This window comes from Bacillus sp. FSL H8-0492 (assembly GCF_038006145.1).
GTDB lineage: Bacteria > Bacillota > Bacilli > Bacillales > Bacillaceae_G > Bacillus_A > Bacillus_A mycoides.
Window position 1 is genome coordinate 3,120,937 of record NZ_JBBOUP010000001.1, and the last position, 18,435, is coordinate 3,139,371.

Sequence of the window (18,435 nt, forward strand, 5' to 3'; positions counted from 1 at the left end):
CTACATCATGTTCCAAAATCCCTGTTTATCTTCATAAGGAGATAAAGTGAAACTTTAATCAGTGGGAGTGTTTGTTCGTCCCCCACTGATTATTATTTGAGCAATCGGGCTTTCACTGGCAGCCCGACTCCCATCTAACTTCTTTGCTCCAGCCGAATTTTGAGGCGGGGGTCTTACTGCACGGCAAATAGCGGGATAAACAGGATAACAACGGAATCTATTTTCTCCAATTTTTGCTTTACTTGGGTTTAACTCATACTCATGTTCTGCTCCTTATGAAAGATACTATAGATACACCCAATTGAAAGAGAGGGATGTACATGCGAAGAAAGAGAAATCATCATTTTAAAAGTGGTGAAAAAAACGAAGAGTATGCAGCTGAAATATCTCCGGCTGGTATTCCGATTAGACATGAGCGCAAAGAAATTGCAAATGAAATAGAAGGTACAAATACCGGTGCAATGATCGGCTATGTCGCATTATTTCTTTCGTTATTCTCCATTGCTTTTTATCCTGTTACACTCGGCTCCCTTGCTATTTTAGTTGGCTTATTAGCTGTCAATTTTGGAGCGAGAACACTTGGATATACCGCAATTGGTTTTGGTAGTTTTTCTGTTTTATTTACTTTACTCTATCCGCTTGCTTTGTCAGCGTTTTAAAAAAAACACACCAAGTTATACTTGGTGTGTTCATTCATGATACAACATAATATGACCGCATCCACAACAATGCTTCGCTGTAATTTCTTGAAAAACTGGATAATTTTCTTCATCTCTATGCTCAATAAACACCTTTTCAAATCGGTACATGTTTGGCGCATATGCCCAATCTTGTTTCGTACGTGCATATAATGTTGAAGAAAAAAACTCCTCACCACCACAAACGATACATCCCTTCTTCATCAATACCCCTCCTATGCTTGTCTTACTTCATCTATATGAACATAAACATAAAAAAAAGACCTTCTATTACTAGAAAGTCTTCTCTGAAACAAAAAGAAATGTACCGAATATACCTACTCCGCTATATTCTTTCGTAACACCAGCTTCTGTTTTATACGTTTGCTTTACAGTCATAAAGAAAACACCATTTCGTGCATCAATACTTTCAAACTGTAATTTCTCTTTTTTTTCATCTACATTTTGCGTGCATTCAAAGCTACTCTCGTCACATTTCAATGCATACTTATCCTCTAAATACAATTTAAAATCTGATTCTTTCGGACAAGTTATAAGTAATATTGCCACGAGAATAATACTTACAATACCCACAATTGTATAATATTTCTTCATTTGTTCTCCTTTCAAAAGACAAGAAAACTTGACTTCATGCGCCAAGTTTTCTTAGTCTACAACCCATTGCCACTCTTGTTCTTTCTTATCAAAAATGAGCCAACCCGTTTCTGTTGCTTCCGCTTTCAATTCATCGATATTATCTAGTACCTCATCCGTACTTTCGAATGATCCTACTACATATACCGGAATTTCAAGACCTCTTCTCGACTCAATTTTCCCCGCTAAATCAATGTATAACCCATCTTCCATTAACGGCATAAGCCCAAGGATAACTTCCTTTGAAATTGCTGGGAAAATTTTTGATTTTTGGAAGAAAGTAAAACGTTTCTTTCCAAACGAACCGAGTTTATATGGAATCACTTTACTTAGCATTCCTACAAAATCACCGATTCTACGGTAATACACTTTGTTGTACCAACCGTCATCATGTGAAAAATAAACGAATCTATTCTTCAACAATGGGAAGAACGTTCTTCCAAGTGGTTCTTTTTTGTGAGCCAAATATAATAATTCTGCAATTTCTTTTGGCTCTAACTCATCTAAATCGCTTGCATCATCGAAATCTACCCAACAAAATTCATCAAATTCATCAATCTCTGCTTGAATGAGTTTATGTATGTTTTCTTCCTCAACATATTCAAATAAAGTATGATAATGAAAATCTGTCCACTCAAAATTATGCTTTAAAAGCAATACTTGATGAAGCGGTGAAGGGATGTTACTTGCAAACTCTTTAAACGTAATTCCAGATGTAATAAAACAATGACCCCGACGATTACCATTAATATATATCATATTGTTTACTTGGTCAGATCCTCCAGACAAAGCACCTAGCCACCTTCGTTTTATATGTTTCAATTCTATAGCATATTTTAACATGAAAAATTTTAGAAACATAGAAAAAACTTCAAAAACTATTTACAATTTCATGTGTTTTATTACATACTGATTACAAGAAAAAACGCCTGCTTATGAGCAGGCGTTTTTAAAGGATTTCATCTGGGTTTTGAGGGTGATGATTTCCCTCTTTCTTTTCATCTGTTTGGAACATCGATTGAATTTTATCAATTGTTTGTGGAGCTAATTCAATTATTTTTTCTGCTAAATGTGTCGCATTTTGTAGATGCAGAATATTTACTCCATCTTTATTCACTACAAGAAATGCTACTGGTGTAATAGAAACACCACCCGCGCTACCGCCACCAAATGCAGGGTTACCGTTCGCTCTTTGTCCATCATTCGTTTGGAAATCAGAACCTCCTGCTCCAAAACCGAACGCTACTTTAGAAACTGTTAACACTACACCACCGTCAGCCGTTTGAACAGGCTCTCCAACAATCGTATTTACATCGACCATTTCCTTCAAATTTTCCATTGCCGCTTTCATTAACCCTTGAATTGGATGATCCACCGTTCATAACCTCCTTTGTCATATCTTTCCTAGTTTTTCCGAAAGTTGGTGAACTAAACATAAAATTTTATATTGATTTCAAAAAACTTAAGTTGTAATATTTAGAAAAATAAAAAAGAGGTCGATTTTTTATGATGAGAAAATTAGCAAAGAAAGATCATGAACAAGTATTCGCTTACCTAAAAGAAGAAGCAGCCCTTAACTTGTTTATTATTGGGGATTTAGAAGCTTTCGGTTATGAAACAGACTTTCAAGAATTATGGGGCGTATATAAAGAGAATGGAACATTAAAATCGATTTTACTTCGCTTTCACGATACATTTATACCGTATAGTAAAGAAGAGTTTGTGGTTACTGACTATGAGGCACTTCTTTCCGCATATAAGCCGCTTAAACTCTCTGGCAAGTCAACTATTGTAGAAAGATTTGAAACTGCTCCAAGTGTACAACTAGGCGCCAAAAATGAAATGTATTTTTGCGAATGTCTAAATGACAGCAACTTACCTAGCACACCAATTCATGAAACAATTAAACTTGCCTCACTCGATGATATAGAACGAATTATGAAATTACGAAGTGACATCGCTGAATTCCCGACTGCTAATGAATCAGAGAAAATGTTAAGGCAAGCTATCGAAACTAAAACAGGACGTACATACTATATTGAAAAAGACGGTGTAATCATTGCTTCCGCTTCTACCTCTGCTGAAAATTCATTATCAGCTATGGTTGTTGGAGTCTGTACACACCCGAATCATCGCGGGAATGGCTATGCTTCGCTCATATTACAGAAAATGATTCAAGACTTCACAAATGAAGGCAGAACGCTTTGCTTATTTTATAACAACCCAGCTGCTGGACGAATTTATAAACGATTAGGTTTTAAAGATATTGGCATGTGGACGATGTATCGATAATAATGCATAACACAAGCAGAAGAGGCTGCCTATTATAAGTAGCCTCTTCTGCGTATACTAATATCTATTCACATGTACTCCGCTTGCCCTTACTATATGATATACTACGAATTTACTTGTTAACGCCTGTTAGTTTCTATAACATAATAGATCAATTTAAATCTTTTATCTTTTACAATTGAACCAATTAGGAACGCTTTATCACTATTCTCTGTTCTTATTTAGATATATTTTTTGACTTGCTACTGAAATTTTCTAATAAATAGGAAATTCCAATACCTACTCCACCAATAATTAGAGCAACAATAGCTGTTAAAACCCTTTTTCTCATTGGCTGCGGAAAGAAGAAGGAAGAAAAAAATAACACTGCGGTAAAAATACACATTAAAATACGCCCTTGTTTAAACATGCGTGATTGCTCATTTTTTCTTTGTCAAATAAAAAATGAATCCTCTATAACCATGGGGATAACGTTAAAAGAGGCACCCAATAGGCCACCTCCCAAGTAAAACTATTAGTAATACATGTTACATACTTTCAACAGATTTTCCATACAATTTATTTCTATTTTGCCCTATTCTTTTTTCGATTTCTAAATATAATCTCTAACGCTACCACTGCTATGAATCCAACAGTTAGTTGTAAGCCTGTGAACAGCAACTTATCATTTAGTGGAATATCAGATGCACTCCAGAGCAGCACTGGAGGAACAAGTATGCCAATGATTACAATGGTTCTCATTATCTTTCCCATTTTGTTTCCCCTATCGTGTTTTTAAAATCTATATGTATTTTTAAACTAATCTACAATTCGACTAATTTCTCACGTAGAACTAATTCACTCTCAGTCATATACCCTCTATGCATTTCCTCTACAATCTTATCATGATTAAAACACAGTACTTTTTCATCACCTAGATAGCCCACTGGGTAAGGAACGCCCACATAATCAAAATCACGTTTATCTGCTGATACAACCATTCTTCCAATGATCATAATAATCGGTTCTACCTCTTCTAGTTTTACTACTGTTCCGATTGGTAAAAGTTTCATATATGTTCTCCTTTTTATTGTTATAAAAACCACTCAAATATTATTAAAATCTACAAGTTAAAGTACCCTCAAAATCACAAATAATTCCTCTGTATTTGTGACCATAGGTATCCCCTATCATAATACACAGAGCATACTTACAATAATTGAATTCTTCCTTGTTTAAGTAAACTACTTATCTCTATTTTTTTTAAATTTATTAGTTATGTATTCTAATAAGTTCGTTGTACCAAAAGACAAAAGAGCTAGCAATATTATAAAAGCAATTAACGCTAATTTTTTTCCCCACCCATAAGGAGCAAATAAACTAAATATAAGTAAAGCTGAAAACCCAAAAATTTTTATAACTCTTGCTTGTTTAAACATAATTACTCTTGTCCTTCCTTAACAAATTTACCAAACAAACCACCACCAACTTTTCCTCCACCAACATACGCACCAGTTTCTTGGCCAACATGAAGCTTATAACCAAATGTTCCTAATCCTAATTCTCCACGTACTTCAAAATCATATTCACCTATTATTGGGATAAAGTCTGGGATATCAATTTTTGTTGATAATTCATATTTTTGAACCGTTAACTCTGCATCATCTTTTAAGGTGTAATCCTCAATTCCAAAAGCTACAGAACCATCTAGGAATTTTTGCGTTGCCTTCATCTCCTGATCGAATATAGCACTAGTTGTAATGGTATTCTCTAGACCTGTAACACCTGCTTTTCCTCCAATAATGTTGCCTGTAAACAAGTCTTCCTTTATGGTATCAAAGGAATAAGGAGCATTTACATCAATCTCACCATGTCCTGCCTTAAACATGAATTTAGTGTTTTCCGAAATATCAAACTTCCCTGTTACTAAATCCCCCTCTGCTTTCCCACCAAGGCGGCCATCTTCTTTCCATTCAGCTGAACCTATAAAAAACTCAGTTTGACCATTTACGCGGTCTTGTAGATACAATGAACCCACAAAACTAGCAACCTCCATATTATCAGTTTCTTCAAATTTTTTTGCGGTTGCAAGTAGAAACTTCTCAAGCGGCTCTAATATGGTTATAAATTGTGCCATTTTAAATGATGAATCACGGAAATCCGTATTAAATTTCATATAGGTTGAGCCCAACCAATTACTAGAAATCATATCAATATCTCGCTTTAGTCGCTCCTGTGTTGCAGTTGCATTCGTGATAGTTGATCTAATAGTCCCTGCCACTTTTCTCAACTGTTCAGGAGTAACTTTTATATCCCCCATAGCCATTCCCCTTTAAATATTTATATAGAATATTTTACCACAGAAAATTAATTTTACAGAATAATATTTTTTATACTCTTAAAAATCCGAAAACTCCCCCCTCCTCAAGAGAATCAATGTTAATCAATACTATTAAATGCACAGATAGCTGATAACGAGACGGAAGCAATTCCTAGTACTCTTTTCCTAGATTATTTGTACACAAAAAAGAGCAACCTGTGCAGGCTACTCTTCCTGAAATCGCTCTTCATGGGAAAAATTATTGTGATAATCCCCACCTATTTTATTAGTCTTATTTATTATTAATTTTACTATACATCCGTTCGTAAAGTTTATTAGTACCAAGTGCACATGCTCCTAAAATAAGAACACCTATAATAAATCCAATCTTTTTAGGTAATTCATAAGGAGACATAATAGCGACTACAAGAAATATAGCAATTGCGACATATGTAATATATTTTCCAGCCTTAAATGGTTGCACATTAATATGCCCCTCTCTTAATCCTCAAATTTAATGGTACCACCTATTCCATAACCATCTCTAACGTATAATCCCGTTTCTTATCCTAATTATTATTGGATTATCCCCACCCTTTTTCAAACTTTATTTTTGTTTAAATTTGTTATATATTCGTCCTACCACTTTATTCACTCCCAAGGAAATGGCTCCTAAAATTAAAACAAAAATAATAAGAGCAATCTTTTTAGATAGGCTATATGGCAATAACATAGAAAATATAAGAAGTATCGCGACTGCAACATATGTAATATATTTCCCCATTTTAATTGGATCCATCTCAACTCCTTTGTTTTTTCAACTTTAATAAATCCTTCAAGTCCAAATGCTTCTCCAAAGTAACCGTCTGTCTCAGCATCTAATTGCATCCTAGAGCCAGATGAACCTAGTTCAACTTCTCCTATTGCTATCAGATCATGATCTCCTATAACTAGAGTGAAATCTAATATAAGAAAAGATTTCATTCAACTTCATACTTATTAACCGGAACTTCTATTGCTAGCTTGGCTGTCTACATAATCAAAATTACATTTTTCTGCCGATTCAAGCATTCTACCAATAATTATAAAGATTGTTTTATTTCGTTTAGTTTCAATACTGCTCCAATCGGAAAAAGTTTCATTTATTCCACTTTTTATGTATCTTTTGATAAACTCTTTCAAATAGAACTGAAGACCCCACAGCTATTACACCAAATAAAAATACTACAAGTACATTTATTAATCTTGTTTTATTGTCTGCAGGCACCATAAAACTCGCGATGAGTGTTACTAATGTGCCAATAATAATTATAATTCTTCCTTTCTTTAACATTCAGTTACTCCTTTTTCTTTATCCAATCTACCTTTATAGCCATATTAACTGAATTTGTATTCATCTATATTTAGAATAATGTCAGAAATATCTATTTTTCTTCATTTCAATTTATAGAAAAGAAATACTCATCAATCCAAGTTTCATTTATTTATCCTCCTGCTAATATAATCCATTAAAGTAATAGCTCCGATCCCCATAGCTCCCCAGAAAACCATACTAAATATATATATTACCTTTTCCTTAATTGAATATGGACCCATTAGTCCAACAATGATTGAAATTACAACTCCTATAATCATTACAATTTTCGCGATTTTTATCATCCTACTGTCCCTTATCTATCTGTTTATTAAATTTTTGATTCACCATAATTAATTTATTAGCAGGATATACCTATAATAAATTAGATCCTTCCTTTCTTAAACAAACTAATTATTTCTATTTCTCTCTCTAAATTTATTAGTTATATATTCTACTAAGCTTGTAATCCCAAGAGACATTACACCCAATACAAGTATAAAAGTGAAAGTAATAATTTTCCCTTTTAAATCGAAAGGAAAAAACAAGCTAGCAATAGCCATTGCTATAAACCCAATAATTTTAATGATTTTAACATTTTCTTATTCCCCTTGTTTTTTAACTTTACAAATAGACCACCAATTACTTTTCCAATTGGTTAAATTTTCTTTTATTCCTCTTTTCTTTGTTTTTTAATAATGTTATCTAATAAAGTAATTCCACCTAGCCCAATTGCACCATAAACAAACATACCTAATGTATGTACGATCTTTTCTTTTAACGAAAATGGAGCTATTAGTCCTGCAATGATTACTATTACAATTGCTATTATCATTACGATTCTTGCAATTTTTATCATCCTATTACTCCTTATCCGTCTTCTCAAATTTTACAAATCTACAATTTTGGACTTTACTACTGTTCCCACTTGTAAAAGCTTCATTTTCATTCCTTTTTATCTTTTGTTTTTCCAAAAAATTTCATTATGTACGTAAATCCAATTGCTAATCCGCCAAAAACAAGTACAAAAAAGAAAGTAAGAATACGATCCCCTAATGGCTGCGGAAAAAATAATGAAAGTAATGCAATAATAGGTACTGTTATTAAATATATAGTTCTCATTCGTTTGAAAGGTAGCATTTATTTACTCCTTTTTCCATTGAATTTCTCCATAAGATTTATAACAAATGAGTTCCATACTAGAGAAAAACCAGTAAATATAAGAATAGCTAGTGAAATAACAATTTTATCTTTCCACGTTTCTCCATTTATCATAGCGAGTGTAATGAATAATACTGCAGCAATACATATTACTATTCGTGTTACTCTACGCATTTTAATCCCATCCTCACTCTTCTTTCTTTAATTTAAATAAGAATCCTCCACCATATTCATTAGGTGCTGTTGCGGAAAAGCCTGATGCTTCACCTGCACGGATTTTATAACCATACCCACCCAGTATGATTTCACCTGTAACATTTATATCATGAAATACTGATATAAGGATAAAATCAGGGATCTTAATCTTCGTATACTTGCAAAGCTATCATGTTTTTTTCTTCATATTTATTTATAGTAATTTTTGCTACTTCCCCTCAATTTTCACCCTATTATATCTTTTTCAAAAAATCTTATTTAACTGCATTCCAACTATTAGATAAATTAAATGCAACAAGAGCACTTCCCACCGGAAATATTTCTCTCACTTCAAAGTCATAATTACCTGTCTTTCAACAAACCCAAAATCTTCGTACATCTCTTTTGCAAAATTCCCAGCAAATACATTCAAACGAATTTCGGAATACTTCTCCTTCAATTCCTTAATGCCAGCCTCCATCAATTCTCGCGATAATCCTCTCCCACGATATTCCGGGAAAACGTATAACTCATATATAAACCCAAGTTTTTCATGAGAAAAATAGTCAGTATTTTCTCCTATTAATATCCAACCCATTACTTTATTTGCTTCTTTAACGACTAAATAATATGCTCCCTTTTCTATAATTGGCTCTGTAATTTCAATCGCTTTCTCCGTACTTAACTGACAATTCCCTCTCGTCCCTTCAAAAAGCGCTTGAGCTGCATATTTTAATATTTCATTTGTATCTTCTTGATTTGCCTTTATTATCATTTTTCACAACTCCCCTTGAATAATAGGCATTATTATCGCTTGTTCAAGATTCTCCGCTTCCATAACAATTGCCATTAATCCCTTTTCTGTACTTGTTTCATGAAACTCACCCTTCCCCAAAACACAGCTTGTCCAGCTTCTACTGTCACTTTTTCTTTATCTGCCCCGCACACATATCCTTCGCCGTCCACAATAAGAAGCAGTTGAGATACAACTGCTTCATGATATCCGATGATTCCATTCTCTTGTAAATGCATAGCACCGATATGTATATTCCCTTGATGGTTTAATATTTTCGACATTATGAAATTAGATTGAAATACTGCTATTTGCTTTCCCACTTTTTCACTAAAATCAAAAATTTTCACTTCTAGTCCTCCTTATATGTATAAAACCATCCTTACTGTCTGCATCAAATGTCCTTCAAAATCCTCTTCAAATTGCTCTAATTCCGCAAAACCTTTCGCTTCATAAAAGCGCTTTCCTTTTTCATTTGCTGCTTCTACATGTATGTACAGTTTTCGGATCCCTTTTAATGCCTTAACCCCTCTTTGTAATAAAGCACTTCCTATCCCTTTTCCTTGCTGATCTGGTAACAAATAAATCGCACCTAATTCTGCTTCGTTTTGCAGTCTAACAGGTGAAAAATTCGCAAATCCAATTACTTCTCCCTCTTCTTCTTCTGCAACGAATAAATGTGTATTTTTAAGACGATATTTCATTTTTTCATCAGAATAGGCTTCATCTAAAAAACTATTTTGAATCTCTCTCGGAATAATTCCTTCGTAAGTATCATGCCAAGCTATTTTTGCTACGTTTTGTACAGCAGGAATATCTTCTTGCTTCATTTCTCTAATTACATATGTCATCTCGCTGTCTCCATTCTCTTTAAATTATATTCTGCTAATATACTAGAAGAAATGGCAGAACCATTTTCATAATTTACCTTAATTAATTTTAACTTCTCAATCGAAGCTATTGTAACATCAAATTTTTCATATATATATTCCATTACACTTAAAAACTGATTTGAATTTAACCCATTAGCAATCGTGCAATGCGGAACCCATTTTCCTGGCACGTAATAGGACTGTGGATTATCATGAAAAGTTTTGAAATAATCATGATAAGAATGATGAAATCTTAATAATTCATCGGTAATGGTCGGTGCTAGAAAGATCCTTCCGTTAGTAGGAAAAGTTCCCACAGAAGGAAAAGTTACAGCGGCGATGTTCTCTTGAAAAGCTACAAACTCCTCTAATTTCTCCGTATATAAATTAACATCTAACTCATTATAATCAGCCAATGTTATATGGGGTTCTACTCCAGCTAGTTGATTTATTCCTATTATATTTGTTAATTCATTTTGCAATTCTCTAATTTTATTAGTGAACACACAATCAAATGTAGCAATAATAGCGTACATGCTTCCTCACCCCTTCGTTACACATAGCGCTTCCCATTCTTCACGAATCATTCCCATTCGAATAGAATCATAGTATGTCCCGTTATAATATCGGCATTTTCGCATTCTACCTTCTAAGCTCATTCCTATTTTCTCCGCTACTTTCATCATTCGTTCATTACCAGACCAAGTCGTGAGCCCTACTCTACCAATTTCCATATTTTCAAATAGTAAATCTCGATATAACGTTAATGCTTCTGTACCGTAGCCACCATTCCAGTATGTTGGATCATAAATAACAATTCCCATCTCCAACCAACGCGTCGGTTTATGCTCCCAATAAAATCCGACTGTCCCTATAATTTGACCGTTATTTTCTATTATTAAATTTGATAGCGGTTCTTCTTGTAAACGAGTTTGCATCTTCTCTTTATAGGACGCGTATTCTTGCATTGAGAACGGAAAATACGGTGCATCCCATTTCTTCCATTCTGGATTTTCTTCTTTATATATGAAGCTCCATAATGTTTTTATATCCGATTCTTCAATTGTACGAATTGTAACTTTGTTCCCCTTTAATATAACGTTTTGCATAATTTCCTCCTACATTCCTCTTTATTTCATATACAATTATAATATTTTTTCAGAAAAATCAAAACAAAAACCCTTTATTATATTGTATAATTTTGTTATAAAATACGAATTATTTATGTAAATTAGCCAATTTTTTCGAGCCTAATTTAGAAACGGAACTTCGGAAAAAATTAGATGAAGTACGAACTCGTAACATAGTTAATAAAAAATAGGAGGTTATATCCCTCCCATTTTAGCTAAATATTGTATTCCTCTTCTTTTCTATCTCAAGTAGAATTCCTTTCTCTATCCAGCCTTCTACACCATCTTTTTTAATTAAATCATATCCCATGCATCTACCATCAATTAAAGAAACTGTATCCCCTTTTCTAATATTGATTTGCGCGCAAGAAATATCGGTTTTTACCGTGTGTTCACCTGATTCAAGTTGCTTTATATACTCGTTTTTCACATGAAGTAGTTCATTTGTTCCTTTTTGTTTACATACGGTAAAATCTTTCATTCTCTCCACAGGCTCTATGTAATAATGCGGATATGTAACCCCGCCCTGCATTTCTGAGTTCGCATTAAAATCGGCCAATACTTCATACTGCGGAAAATGATCTACATATGTATAGGAAAATGGATCATTTAAAACATCTTGATGAATAATAAATGCATTTAATTGCCCTGCTTCTTTAATTGCATTACCACCATCAATCGCAATAATTTTTTTCTCCTTATCAATAACTGGATTGTTAGACGGCGCCTCCTCAGAATAGTTCACAACAGGCCAATGTCCAACAATTACGTACTTATCCGCCCTGTGTGACTTATTGAAAAACTCTGGCATAGCAATTGCATTTTTCCTATCTGTTTGTTTCCAATCCTCTCTATCTTCAAGGCCAGCATGTACAAAGATATAATCCTCAGTTTCAATAGCAGTTGGCAATTCTGTTAGCCACTTTATTTCTTCTGAAAAATGGTTCATTAATATGTTTTTCAGTTCACGAATATCACTTTCTTCATGAACGATAACGTTTAATCGCTTTAGCCATTCATTAAAAATTGTATTTTTTCGCGTACATAAATAATTAATTAGCGCAGGATTTTCATTTACAAGCGCTTCAACTACAACTTCACAATTCCCTTCAGTTACATAAACATTTGGCTTGCTAACTACTAAATCCATCACATAGTTTACGACGCCAATGCTATCGTTCCCCTTCTCACAAAGGTCTCCATTTATAATTAAATAATCATCATCTTTAAAATTAACTTTATGTAATAATTCCTTTAAAAGATTTAATTCGCCATGAATATCAGATATTACGATAACTCTTACACCTTTTGGGATTAATAGTTTCTGAATTTTTTCCAAGTATAAACTCCCCTAACCTTCTTCTAATTCAATATTATCGTCTCAATTATAAAGAGACTATTCGACAAAATAAGTAATTAACCCTCCTCATTCTTCAATTCTAAATTAAAAGGGGGTCCATATGTTCTCACACATAGAACCCCCTTAATATTATAATTCTTTATAAAAAGAATAACTTACCTTATCATAGCCTTCTCTTTCATAAAAACGATGTGCATCCACTCTTGGAAACGCTGATGTAAGAACGATAGAACTGCACCCTTTTTCTTCCCCCCATTTTTCTACATATGACAGCAGAACCTTACCATATCCTTTTGATCTGTGAGCTTCTGCAGTTACAAGATCATATACAAAAACATGTTTCTCATTATAGAAATTCGTACAAATTGCTACACCAGCTAGACTAACAACTTCGTCATCTTCATTCTGTAACGAGAGTAGTTTATAATTTTCGTCTTTCATTTTTTGAAATAAAGAACTTGCGTCTTCTCTTGAAAGTTTCGTTCGTAATTGCTGTAATACAGGGAATACATCATGTAAATCAGCTTCTGTTACTACTTCTCTAATATTCATTATGATTCTCTCCTTACTATTTCAAAAGTTTTCTAAATGTTATATCATCATTATAAAAAGTAACTGCCCCTAACTTAAGTGACAGTTCGATTATTTTTTATATGGCCAGTTTTTAAAGGAGAATTCATAAAATGGATCTTACTATCCCATTGCAATTAGAAAGTAAAACACCAATTTACTTACAAATTTACGAATATATGAAACGAGAAATCTCTCAGGGATCACTGCCTGCCGGTACACGCCTTCCTTCTCACAGAAATTTAGCGGTACAACTTAATGTTAGCCGTATTACTGTTGAATCTGCTTATCAACAATTACTAGCTGAGGGTTATGTAGAAAGTAAACCGAAACGTGGGATTTTTGTTGCAGAAGTTGATATCGATGTCATTCAAAATAAACAAAAAATTGTGTCAAACAGCGCTAACAATATAAAAAAAGAACAATATGACTATGATTGTAGCCAAGGGCTTATTGATCAAAAAGCTTTTCCAATTACAAACTGGAAAAGAGCATTACACGAAACTTTATTCCAATATGAAAATGAATTATTTGCTAAAGAAGATCCTCAAGGTGAATTCGTTCTACGAGAACATATTTCAAAGTATTTATATCATGCTCGCGGGGTACATTCTACACCTGATCAAATTATTATCGGAGCAGGTACGCAGCCTCTTCTTTGGCTACTACTTCAACTGCTTGGTCCAAAAAAAGAATACGGAATCGAAAATCCTGGATTTCACCGTATAACTGCTATGATTCAAAGTGCTGACCTTCCTATTCACCCTATTCCTTTAGATGATAAAGGCATTCATATTTCAGCTTTACGTGAATCAAGTGCTAATGTAGCATACGTCACTCCATCTCACCAATTTCCACTTGGAATAATTATGCCTTTATCTAGAAGACTCGAACTATTAAAATGGGCGAATGATCGCGGGGGATATATCATTGAAGATGATTACGACGGGGAATTCCGCTATGTAGGAAAACCTATTCCTTCTTTACAAGGACTAGATTCAAATGAACACGTTATTTATATGGGAACTTTCTCGAAATCCTTTTTACCTTCTTTACGAATGGGATATATCGTCTTACCATCTCATCTTTTAAAAATCTATAAAGAGCTTGGAGGCATGTTTAAACAAACTGTTTCTACAATGCAGCAACTCGCTTTTGCCACTTTTATTCAAAATGGTGATTGGGAGCGTCATTTAAACCGTAGTCGTACGTTATATAAAAGAAAGCACACATTACTAGTTAAATCTATCAAAAATGACATGGGATCTCGTGTTCAAATACTTGGCGAACAGTCTGGTCTGCATATCGTACTTCATGTTCATAATGGTATGAACGAACAAGAACTGATTCATACTGCTGCAAAACAACAAATCAAATTATACCCACTCTCTACATATGATTCTGTACATAATTTAAGCGAGGCGTCATATGTACTACTCGGTTTCGGCAGCATTCCCGAAGATAGTATCGAAATTGTAGTCAAATTACTAAAGGAAGCCTGGTTCCCTAAGTAAAATAACTCCACATAAGTTATACTTATGTGGAGTTATTTTACACACTATTTTTCTGATACGTCTCCTGATCGAGCAGTCCTTCCTGGACGCTTAACACCAGTTGTTTCTGTTGAATAGGAAGCTTCAATTATAGCGGTTGGATCTACAGAGAGAACGAGATCTTTCATTTTTGGATAAATGAAACGGTTTGTAATACAATAAATGATTTTCTTGTGATCTCCTAAAAAACCACCTTCTCCATGTAGATACGTAACGGATAATTGCAATTCTTTCATAAGCAAATCGCCTATTTCTTTATTTTTCCCAGAAATAATCATAACGCTCTTTCCTTGATTAATACCATCTAATATGAAATCAATCATTTTCGTAACAATATAGAAAATAGCTAATGAGAACATCGCTTGTTCGATTGAAAATAAAATGGCAACAAAAATGAAAATAACCGCATTTACAGCAAGTAAAAATGTACTAATTGGTACTTTAAAATGCTTGTTCATCCAAACAGCTAACATTTCTGACCCATCAATTGCTCCACCCATTTTTACAACAATCCCAACACCAACACCAAATAGAACTCCTCCATAAAGTACAATTAATAATTCCGAAGTTGTAATTGCTGGAAATGGCTTTAAATAAATCAATCCAAGTGTTGTAACAACATTTGCATAAGACGTACGGATAAAGAACTTCTTACCCATTACTTTTGCAGTAAATAGTAAAATTGGGATATTAAGTCCTAAAAATACTCCATAAAGCGGTAATCCAGCAACTTTATTTGCCATAATAGCAATGGCCGTTACCCCGCCATCTACTAATCCATTAGGTGCTAAAATAAGCTCTAATGAACCCGCTACAATAATCGATCCAATTGTTAATAATACGTATTCAAATACTCTTTTCATTCATTACCCCCAAAACATATATATTTTCTTAGTATTATTTTAACGTAATTTTACTACTAATTCAAAGATATCAGTTTATATACACAAAAGTTTCACCTTTATAGTGATTTTTTATGTGATTTATTTATAAAAACACACTTACGTATTTCAGTAAGTGTGCTCCAAACATTTATTTAAGTTTTAAGTATGAATTCACTTTCATTTTAAATATTTCATCAACTGCTCTATTATACCCACCAGCATTTCGAAGTGACTCTCCAACTTTACGACTATTTTCCTTAAACGTTACATCATACATTACTTTCTTTACAGTCTCACGTAACAATTCAGAAGTTAATTCTTTACGATTAAGCCTTATTCCAGCTCCTACTTCACTCACTCGTTTCGCAACTAAAGGCTGATCTCCTGTTACCGGAATTACAACTAACGGGACACCGTAATATAGTGCTTCACTCGAACTATTCATACCACCGTGTGTCACGAATACATCAGCGTACTGTAATACTTCTAATTGCGGCACATAATTATACAACTTAAAGTTATTCGGAATGTTTTCAAATTGACTTATATTTATCTTCTTACCAACAACTAATACGACTGTCGCTTCTACATCTTTAAACGCTTCAAAACATTTTTCATATAACTCAGGTTGTTCATTAAAAACTGTTCCCATAGAAATGAAAATCAATTGTTTATCTTTTAAATCTTCCATAGGAAAGCTATCTACTTCTTTTCGAGTAGCAATTGATGGACCGACAAACTTATACGATTCATCGAATACATCTGAACGCGGCTGATATTCCTTTGAAGTATATACAATAGTAATATCACCAGGATGATTCATAATATCATACATATTAATACATTTCATTCCATACTGCCTATTCCATTTTTCCATTCCCGCTAAACAAGATTGATATAATGGATTAGTTTCATCTACTTGTCTCGATTCTTGTTCATCATTAAAAGTAATGTACTGATTAAAAGCAAACGTTGTACAAGAAGAAACGCTAGGTAATTTTAAAACATTCGCTATAATACGTCCTACTGGAAAATGATTATCGTATATCAAGTAATCGTACTTTTCCCCTTTTGTTTCTTCTACAATTTGAGTAACAATACGCTCTGATGCTTCAATCATATGAGATAGCATCGTCAAAGGACTCCCACCTTCATTTACTCGTTCCATAATATTAATTTGAGAGAGGAAATTCTCAAACACTCGGAATTCTGCACCTGTTGCTTCAATCTTCTTTCTATAATCTTCAATACAATACGAAACAACTGTTTCCCCTCGCCGAATTAACTCACTTACAATAGCTAAAGTCGGATTTATATGACCTTCTCCAGGGAAATTTATTACGAGTACATTTGCCATAATATTCTCTCCTATCTAATATAATCAATAGTTAATCATATTAATTAATTTAAAACTATTAAGTAATCTATTCTACTTCTTCATATTTTTCTCTTCATTTTATTATTGAGAAATATTTTTCATAACCTACATTATAACTCTTATAAAAGTAGACTTAACCTTTCATTTATTGAAAAATACGGGATTTACATTCAGGCATTTTTACAGATTTATCATCAGAAACATTATTTTGATAATTCATACAAAACTAGAAAAATATAATTTTCACACTGATTTCTCACCATAAATTTATTTAAGTTCTATGTTGTCCCCATCATTATCCACTTGGTACATATTCTGTTATATAATGAATTTATAGAATTTACAGAATAAGGAGTCCTTTCATGCTACAACAACTATTCATTTCACCTATTATATCTGTTCAAGCACTACATCCGGGCTATGAAGACCATGCAAGCGACGTGTTTCTTGTTAAAACAGAAACTGAAGAAGTTATTGTTCGTTCCTCAAAAATGACTGAAGAGCCCAACAATGATTTTTGGTGGGGATGTAAAAACCTTTTTGGAATTGATCCAAGGCATGTACATCATTCAGAAACAATACACGCATTATTGAAAAAGCATACTACCTTGCCCATCCCGACTATTTTGCAAAAACATGTTTTAAATGAGCGAGAGTATGTAATCGTCGAAAAACTAACCGGAAATACGCTGCAATCATTTTTCGGACAACCTGATTCTATTTTATTCAGCCTTGGAAAAGGACTAGCAGAAATTCATTCGTTTCAAGCAGAGTTTATAGGAAACCCATCAAATACTTTCCACATTCCACTAGAAAAATTTAAATCTCACATATTAAAAGTCAGTAAAGATCTTGTAAATAGATTCTATTCCGATAACGCGAGCATCCAAAACGCATTTCATACTTTTGAGTCACAGCTATCTTCCTTGCCGTCACCGAAGGAATCTACACTCGTTTTAATTGATATGGATCCTACCCAGTTTTTATCAGATGATCAATCTATTACTGGTTTAGTAGATACAGAAGCTTATGCAATTGCTCCACGAGAGTTTGATTTTATTGGATTAGAATATGTACTTACAGAAAAAGAGGCTCATGCTTTTAAACAAGGTTACGAAACCATTATGCCCATTCCTCGTCTTGAAGAATGTAGACATCCCTATCGATATTTGTACCGGTTATTATCTGTTCAGGGCAGTGTGGAGTTAGACAAGTGGCTAAGTCATCCATCCTATTTTTAAATACGAATGAGAGGGATTATGA

At 33.6% G+C, this 18,435-nt stretch carries 28 protein-coding genes and 1 pseudogene; 4 read left to right on the plus strand and 25 right to left on the minus strand.

The features are described 5' to 3' along the window. Positions 1-320: 320 nt before the first annotated feature. Complete coding sequence (locus MHH66_RS16005; RefSeq protein WP_001253195.1) at positions 321-659, plus strand: hypothetical protein; 339 nt, start codon at positions 321-323, stop codon at positions 657-659. Positions 660-689: 30 nt separating this feature from the next. On the opposite strand, the gene MHH66_RS16010 is transcribed toward MHH66_RS16005, so the two are convergent. From MHH66_RS16010 to ytfJ, 4 genes are all read right to left on the minus strand, one after another. Beyond that, positions 690-902 (minus strand): hypothetical protein, encoded by a 213-nt coding sequence (locus tag MHH66_RS16010; RefSeq protein ID WP_002012518.1) that lies wholly within the window; start codon positions 900-902, stop codon positions 690-692. A gap of 69 nt (positions 903-971) precedes the next feature. Next, the gene (locus tag MHH66_RS16015) at positions 972-1,292 is read right to left on the minus strand and encodes a hypothetical protein (protein WP_002118741.1); all 321 of its coding nucleotides are present in this window, start codon (positions 1,290-1,292) and stop codon (positions 972-974) included. 51 nt (positions 1,293-1,343) lie between these two features. After that, complete coding sequence (locus tag MHH66_RS16020; protein ID WP_002085994.1) at positions 1,344-2,120, minus strand: hypothetical protein; 777 nt, start codon at positions 2,118-2,120, stop codon at positions 1,344-1,346. A gap of 160 nt (positions 2,121-2,280) precedes the next feature. Further along, the gene (ytfJ, locus tag MHH66_RS16025) at positions 2,281-2,706 is read right to left on the minus strand and encodes a GerW family sporulation protein (protein ID WP_002127061.1); all 426 of its coding nucleotides are present in this window, start codon (positions 2,704-2,706) and stop codon (positions 2,281-2,283) included. Positions 2,707-2,837: 131 nt separating this feature from the next. Between ytfJ and MHH66_RS16030 the strand changes: the two genes are divergently transcribed. Beyond that, complete coding sequence (locus MHH66_RS16030) at positions 2,838-3,623, plus strand: GNAT family N-acetyltransferase (RefSeq protein ID WP_016126821.1); 786 nt, start codon at positions 2,838-2,840, stop codon at positions 3,621-3,623. Positions 3,624-3,840: 217 nt separating this feature from the next. On the opposite strand, the gene MHH66_RS16035 is transcribed toward MHH66_RS16030, so the two are convergent. From MHH66_RS16035 to MHH66_RS16125, 19 genes and pseudogenes are all read right to left on the minus strand, one after another. Further along, positions 3,841-4,032: a hypothetical protein gene (locus MHH66_RS16035; protein ID WP_002148459.1), complete on the minus strand. Its 192-nt coding sequence runs from the start codon at positions 4,030-4,032 to the stop codon at positions 3,841-3,843. 155 nt (positions 4,033-4,187) lie between these two features. Further along, complete coding sequence (locus MHH66_RS16040; RefSeq protein ID WP_002148460.1) at positions 4,188-4,376, minus strand: hypothetical protein; 189 nt, start codon at positions 4,374-4,376, stop codon at positions 4,188-4,190. A gap of 50 nt (positions 4,377-4,426) precedes the next feature. After that, positions 4,427-4,675 carry a DUF4176 domain-containing protein gene (locus MHH66_RS16045; protein ID WP_078184777.1) on the minus strand — a complete coding sequence of 83 codons (249 nt, stop codon included), beginning with the start codon at positions 4,673-4,675 and terminating at the stop codon, positions 4,427-4,429. A 171-nt stretch (positions 4,676-4,846) separates the two neighbouring features. Continuing rightward, complete coding sequence (locus tag MHH66_RS16050; protein WP_077316981.1) at positions 4,847-5,041, minus strand: hypothetical protein; 195 nt, start codon at positions 5,039-5,041, stop codon at positions 4,847-4,849. A gap of 2 nt (positions 5,042-5,043) precedes the next feature. Beyond that, the gene (locus MHH66_RS16055; protein WP_078184776.1) at positions 5,044-5,922 is read right to left on the minus strand and encodes a WXG100 family type VII secretion target; all 879 of its coding nucleotides are present in this window, start codon (positions 5,920-5,922) and stop codon (positions 5,044-5,046) included. 292 nt (positions 5,923-6,214) lie between these two features. After that, positions 6,215-6,406, minus strand: a complete 192-nt coding sequence (locus MHH66_RS16060) for a hypothetical protein (protein ID WP_063217707.1) — start codon at positions 6,404-6,406, stop codon at positions 6,215-6,217. Between the two features lie 123 nt (positions 6,407-6,529). Continuing rightward, positions 6,530-6,721: a hypothetical protein gene (locus MHH66_RS16065; protein WP_063217708.1), complete on the minus strand. Its 192-nt coding sequence runs from the start codon at positions 6,719-6,721 to the stop codon at positions 6,530-6,532. Positions 6,722-7,060: 339 nt separating this feature from the next. Then, positions 7,061-7,255: a hypothetical protein gene (locus MHH66_RS16070; protein WP_063217709.1), complete on the minus strand. Its 195-nt coding sequence runs from the start codon at positions 7,253-7,255 to the stop codon at positions 7,061-7,063. Positions 7,256-7,398: 143 nt separating this feature from the next. Beyond that, positions 7,399-7,581, minus strand: coding sequence for a hypothetical protein (locus tag MHH66_RS16075; protein ID WP_063217710.1), 183 nt, complete (start codon positions 7,579-7,581; stop codon positions 7,399-7,401). Positions 7,582-7,946: 365 nt separating this feature from the next. After that, positions 7,947-8,135, minus strand: a complete 189-nt coding sequence (locus tag MHH66_RS16080; protein WP_078184774.1) for a hypothetical protein — start codon at positions 8,133-8,135, stop codon at positions 7,947-7,949. An 86-nt stretch (positions 8,136-8,221) separates the two neighbouring features. After that, positions 8,222-8,416 carry a hypothetical protein gene (locus MHH66_RS16085; protein WP_078184773.1) on the minus strand — a complete coding sequence of 65 codons (195 nt, stop codon included), beginning with the start codon at positions 8,414-8,416 and terminating at the stop codon, positions 8,222-8,224. Further along, complete coding sequence (locus MHH66_RS16090; RefSeq protein WP_063217713.1) at positions 8,417-8,611, minus strand: hypothetical protein; 195 nt, start codon at positions 8,609-8,611, stop codon at positions 8,417-8,419. Positions 8,612-8,978: 367 nt separating this feature from the next. Continuing rightward, on the minus strand, positions 8,979-9,407 hold the full coding sequence (locus MHH66_RS16095) for a GNAT family N-acetyltransferase (RefSeq protein WP_063217714.1): 429 nt from the start codon (positions 9,405-9,407) through the stop codon (positions 8,979-8,981). Beyond that, positions 9,404-9,775 (minus strand): annotated as a pseudogene (locus tag MHH66_RS16100) (cupin). Before MHH66_RS16100 ends, MHH66_RS16095 begins: the two are co-directional and overlap by 4 nt. Positions 9,776-9,787: 12 nt before the next feature. Further along, positions 9,788-10,276: a GNAT family N-acetyltransferase gene (locus MHH66_RS16105; RefSeq protein WP_078184772.1), complete on the minus strand. Its 489-nt coding sequence runs from the start codon at positions 10,274-10,276 to the stop codon at positions 9,788-9,790. Continuing rightward, positions 10,273-10,833 (minus strand): 2'-5' RNA ligase family protein, encoded by a 561-nt coding sequence (locus MHH66_RS16110; RefSeq protein ID WP_078184771.1) that lies wholly within the window; start codon positions 10,831-10,833, stop codon positions 10,273-10,275. The genes MHH66_RS16105 and MHH66_RS16110 overlap by 4 nt, the downstream gene beginning before the upstream one ends. A 6-nt stretch (positions 10,834-10,839) precedes the next feature. After that, positions 10,840-11,406 (minus strand): GNAT family N-acetyltransferase, encoded by a 567-nt coding sequence (locus MHH66_RS16115; RefSeq protein WP_078184770.1) that lies wholly within the window; start codon positions 11,404-11,406, stop codon positions 10,840-10,842. Between the two features lie 232 nt (positions 11,407-11,638). Continuing rightward, the gene (locus tag MHH66_RS16120; RefSeq protein WP_078184769.1) at positions 11,639-12,766 is read right to left on the minus strand and encodes a metallophosphoesterase; all 1,128 of its coding nucleotides are present in this window, start codon (positions 12,764-12,766) and stop codon (positions 11,639-11,641) included. 150 nt (positions 12,767-12,916) lie between these two features. Further along, complete coding sequence (locus MHH66_RS16125; protein WP_078184768.1) at positions 12,917-13,339, minus strand: GNAT family N-acetyltransferase; 423 nt, start codon at positions 13,337-13,339, stop codon at positions 12,917-12,919. A 131-nt stretch (positions 13,340-13,470) separates the two neighbouring features. Here MHH66_RS16125 and pdxR point away from each other — a divergent pair, with 131 nt between their 5' ends. After that, positions 13,471-14,871 carry a MocR-like pyridoxine biosynthesis transcription factor PdxR gene (gene pdxR / locus MHH66_RS16130; protein WP_078184767.1) on the plus strand — a complete coding sequence of 467 codons (1,401 nt, stop codon included), beginning with the start codon at positions 13,471-13,473 and terminating at the stop codon, positions 14,869-14,871. Positions 14,872-14,915: 44 nt separating this feature from the next. Here pdxR and MHH66_RS16135 read toward each other — a convergent pair whose 3' ends face one another. Both MHH66_RS16135 and MHH66_RS16140 read right to left on the minus strand, forming a co-directional pair. Next, on the minus strand, positions 14,916-15,773 hold the full coding sequence (locus MHH66_RS16135; protein WP_078184766.1) for a YitT family protein: 858 nt from the start codon (positions 15,771-15,773) through the stop codon (positions 14,916-14,918). 169 nt (positions 15,774-15,942) lie between these two features. Then, a complete protein-coding gene (locus tag MHH66_RS16140) occupies positions 15,943-17,151 on the minus strand; it encodes a macrolide family glycosyltransferase (RefSeq protein WP_002141425.1) in 1,209 nt (402 codons plus the stop codon). 383 nt (positions 17,152-17,534) lie between these two features. Here MHH66_RS16140 and MHH66_RS16145 point away from each other — a divergent pair, with 383 nt between their 5' ends. Then, entirely contained in the window at positions 17,535-18,413 is an 879-nt protein-coding gene (locus tag MHH66_RS16145; protein ID WP_078184765.1) for a phosphotransferase, read from the plus strand. Positions 18,414-18,435 lie beyond the last annotated feature (22 nt).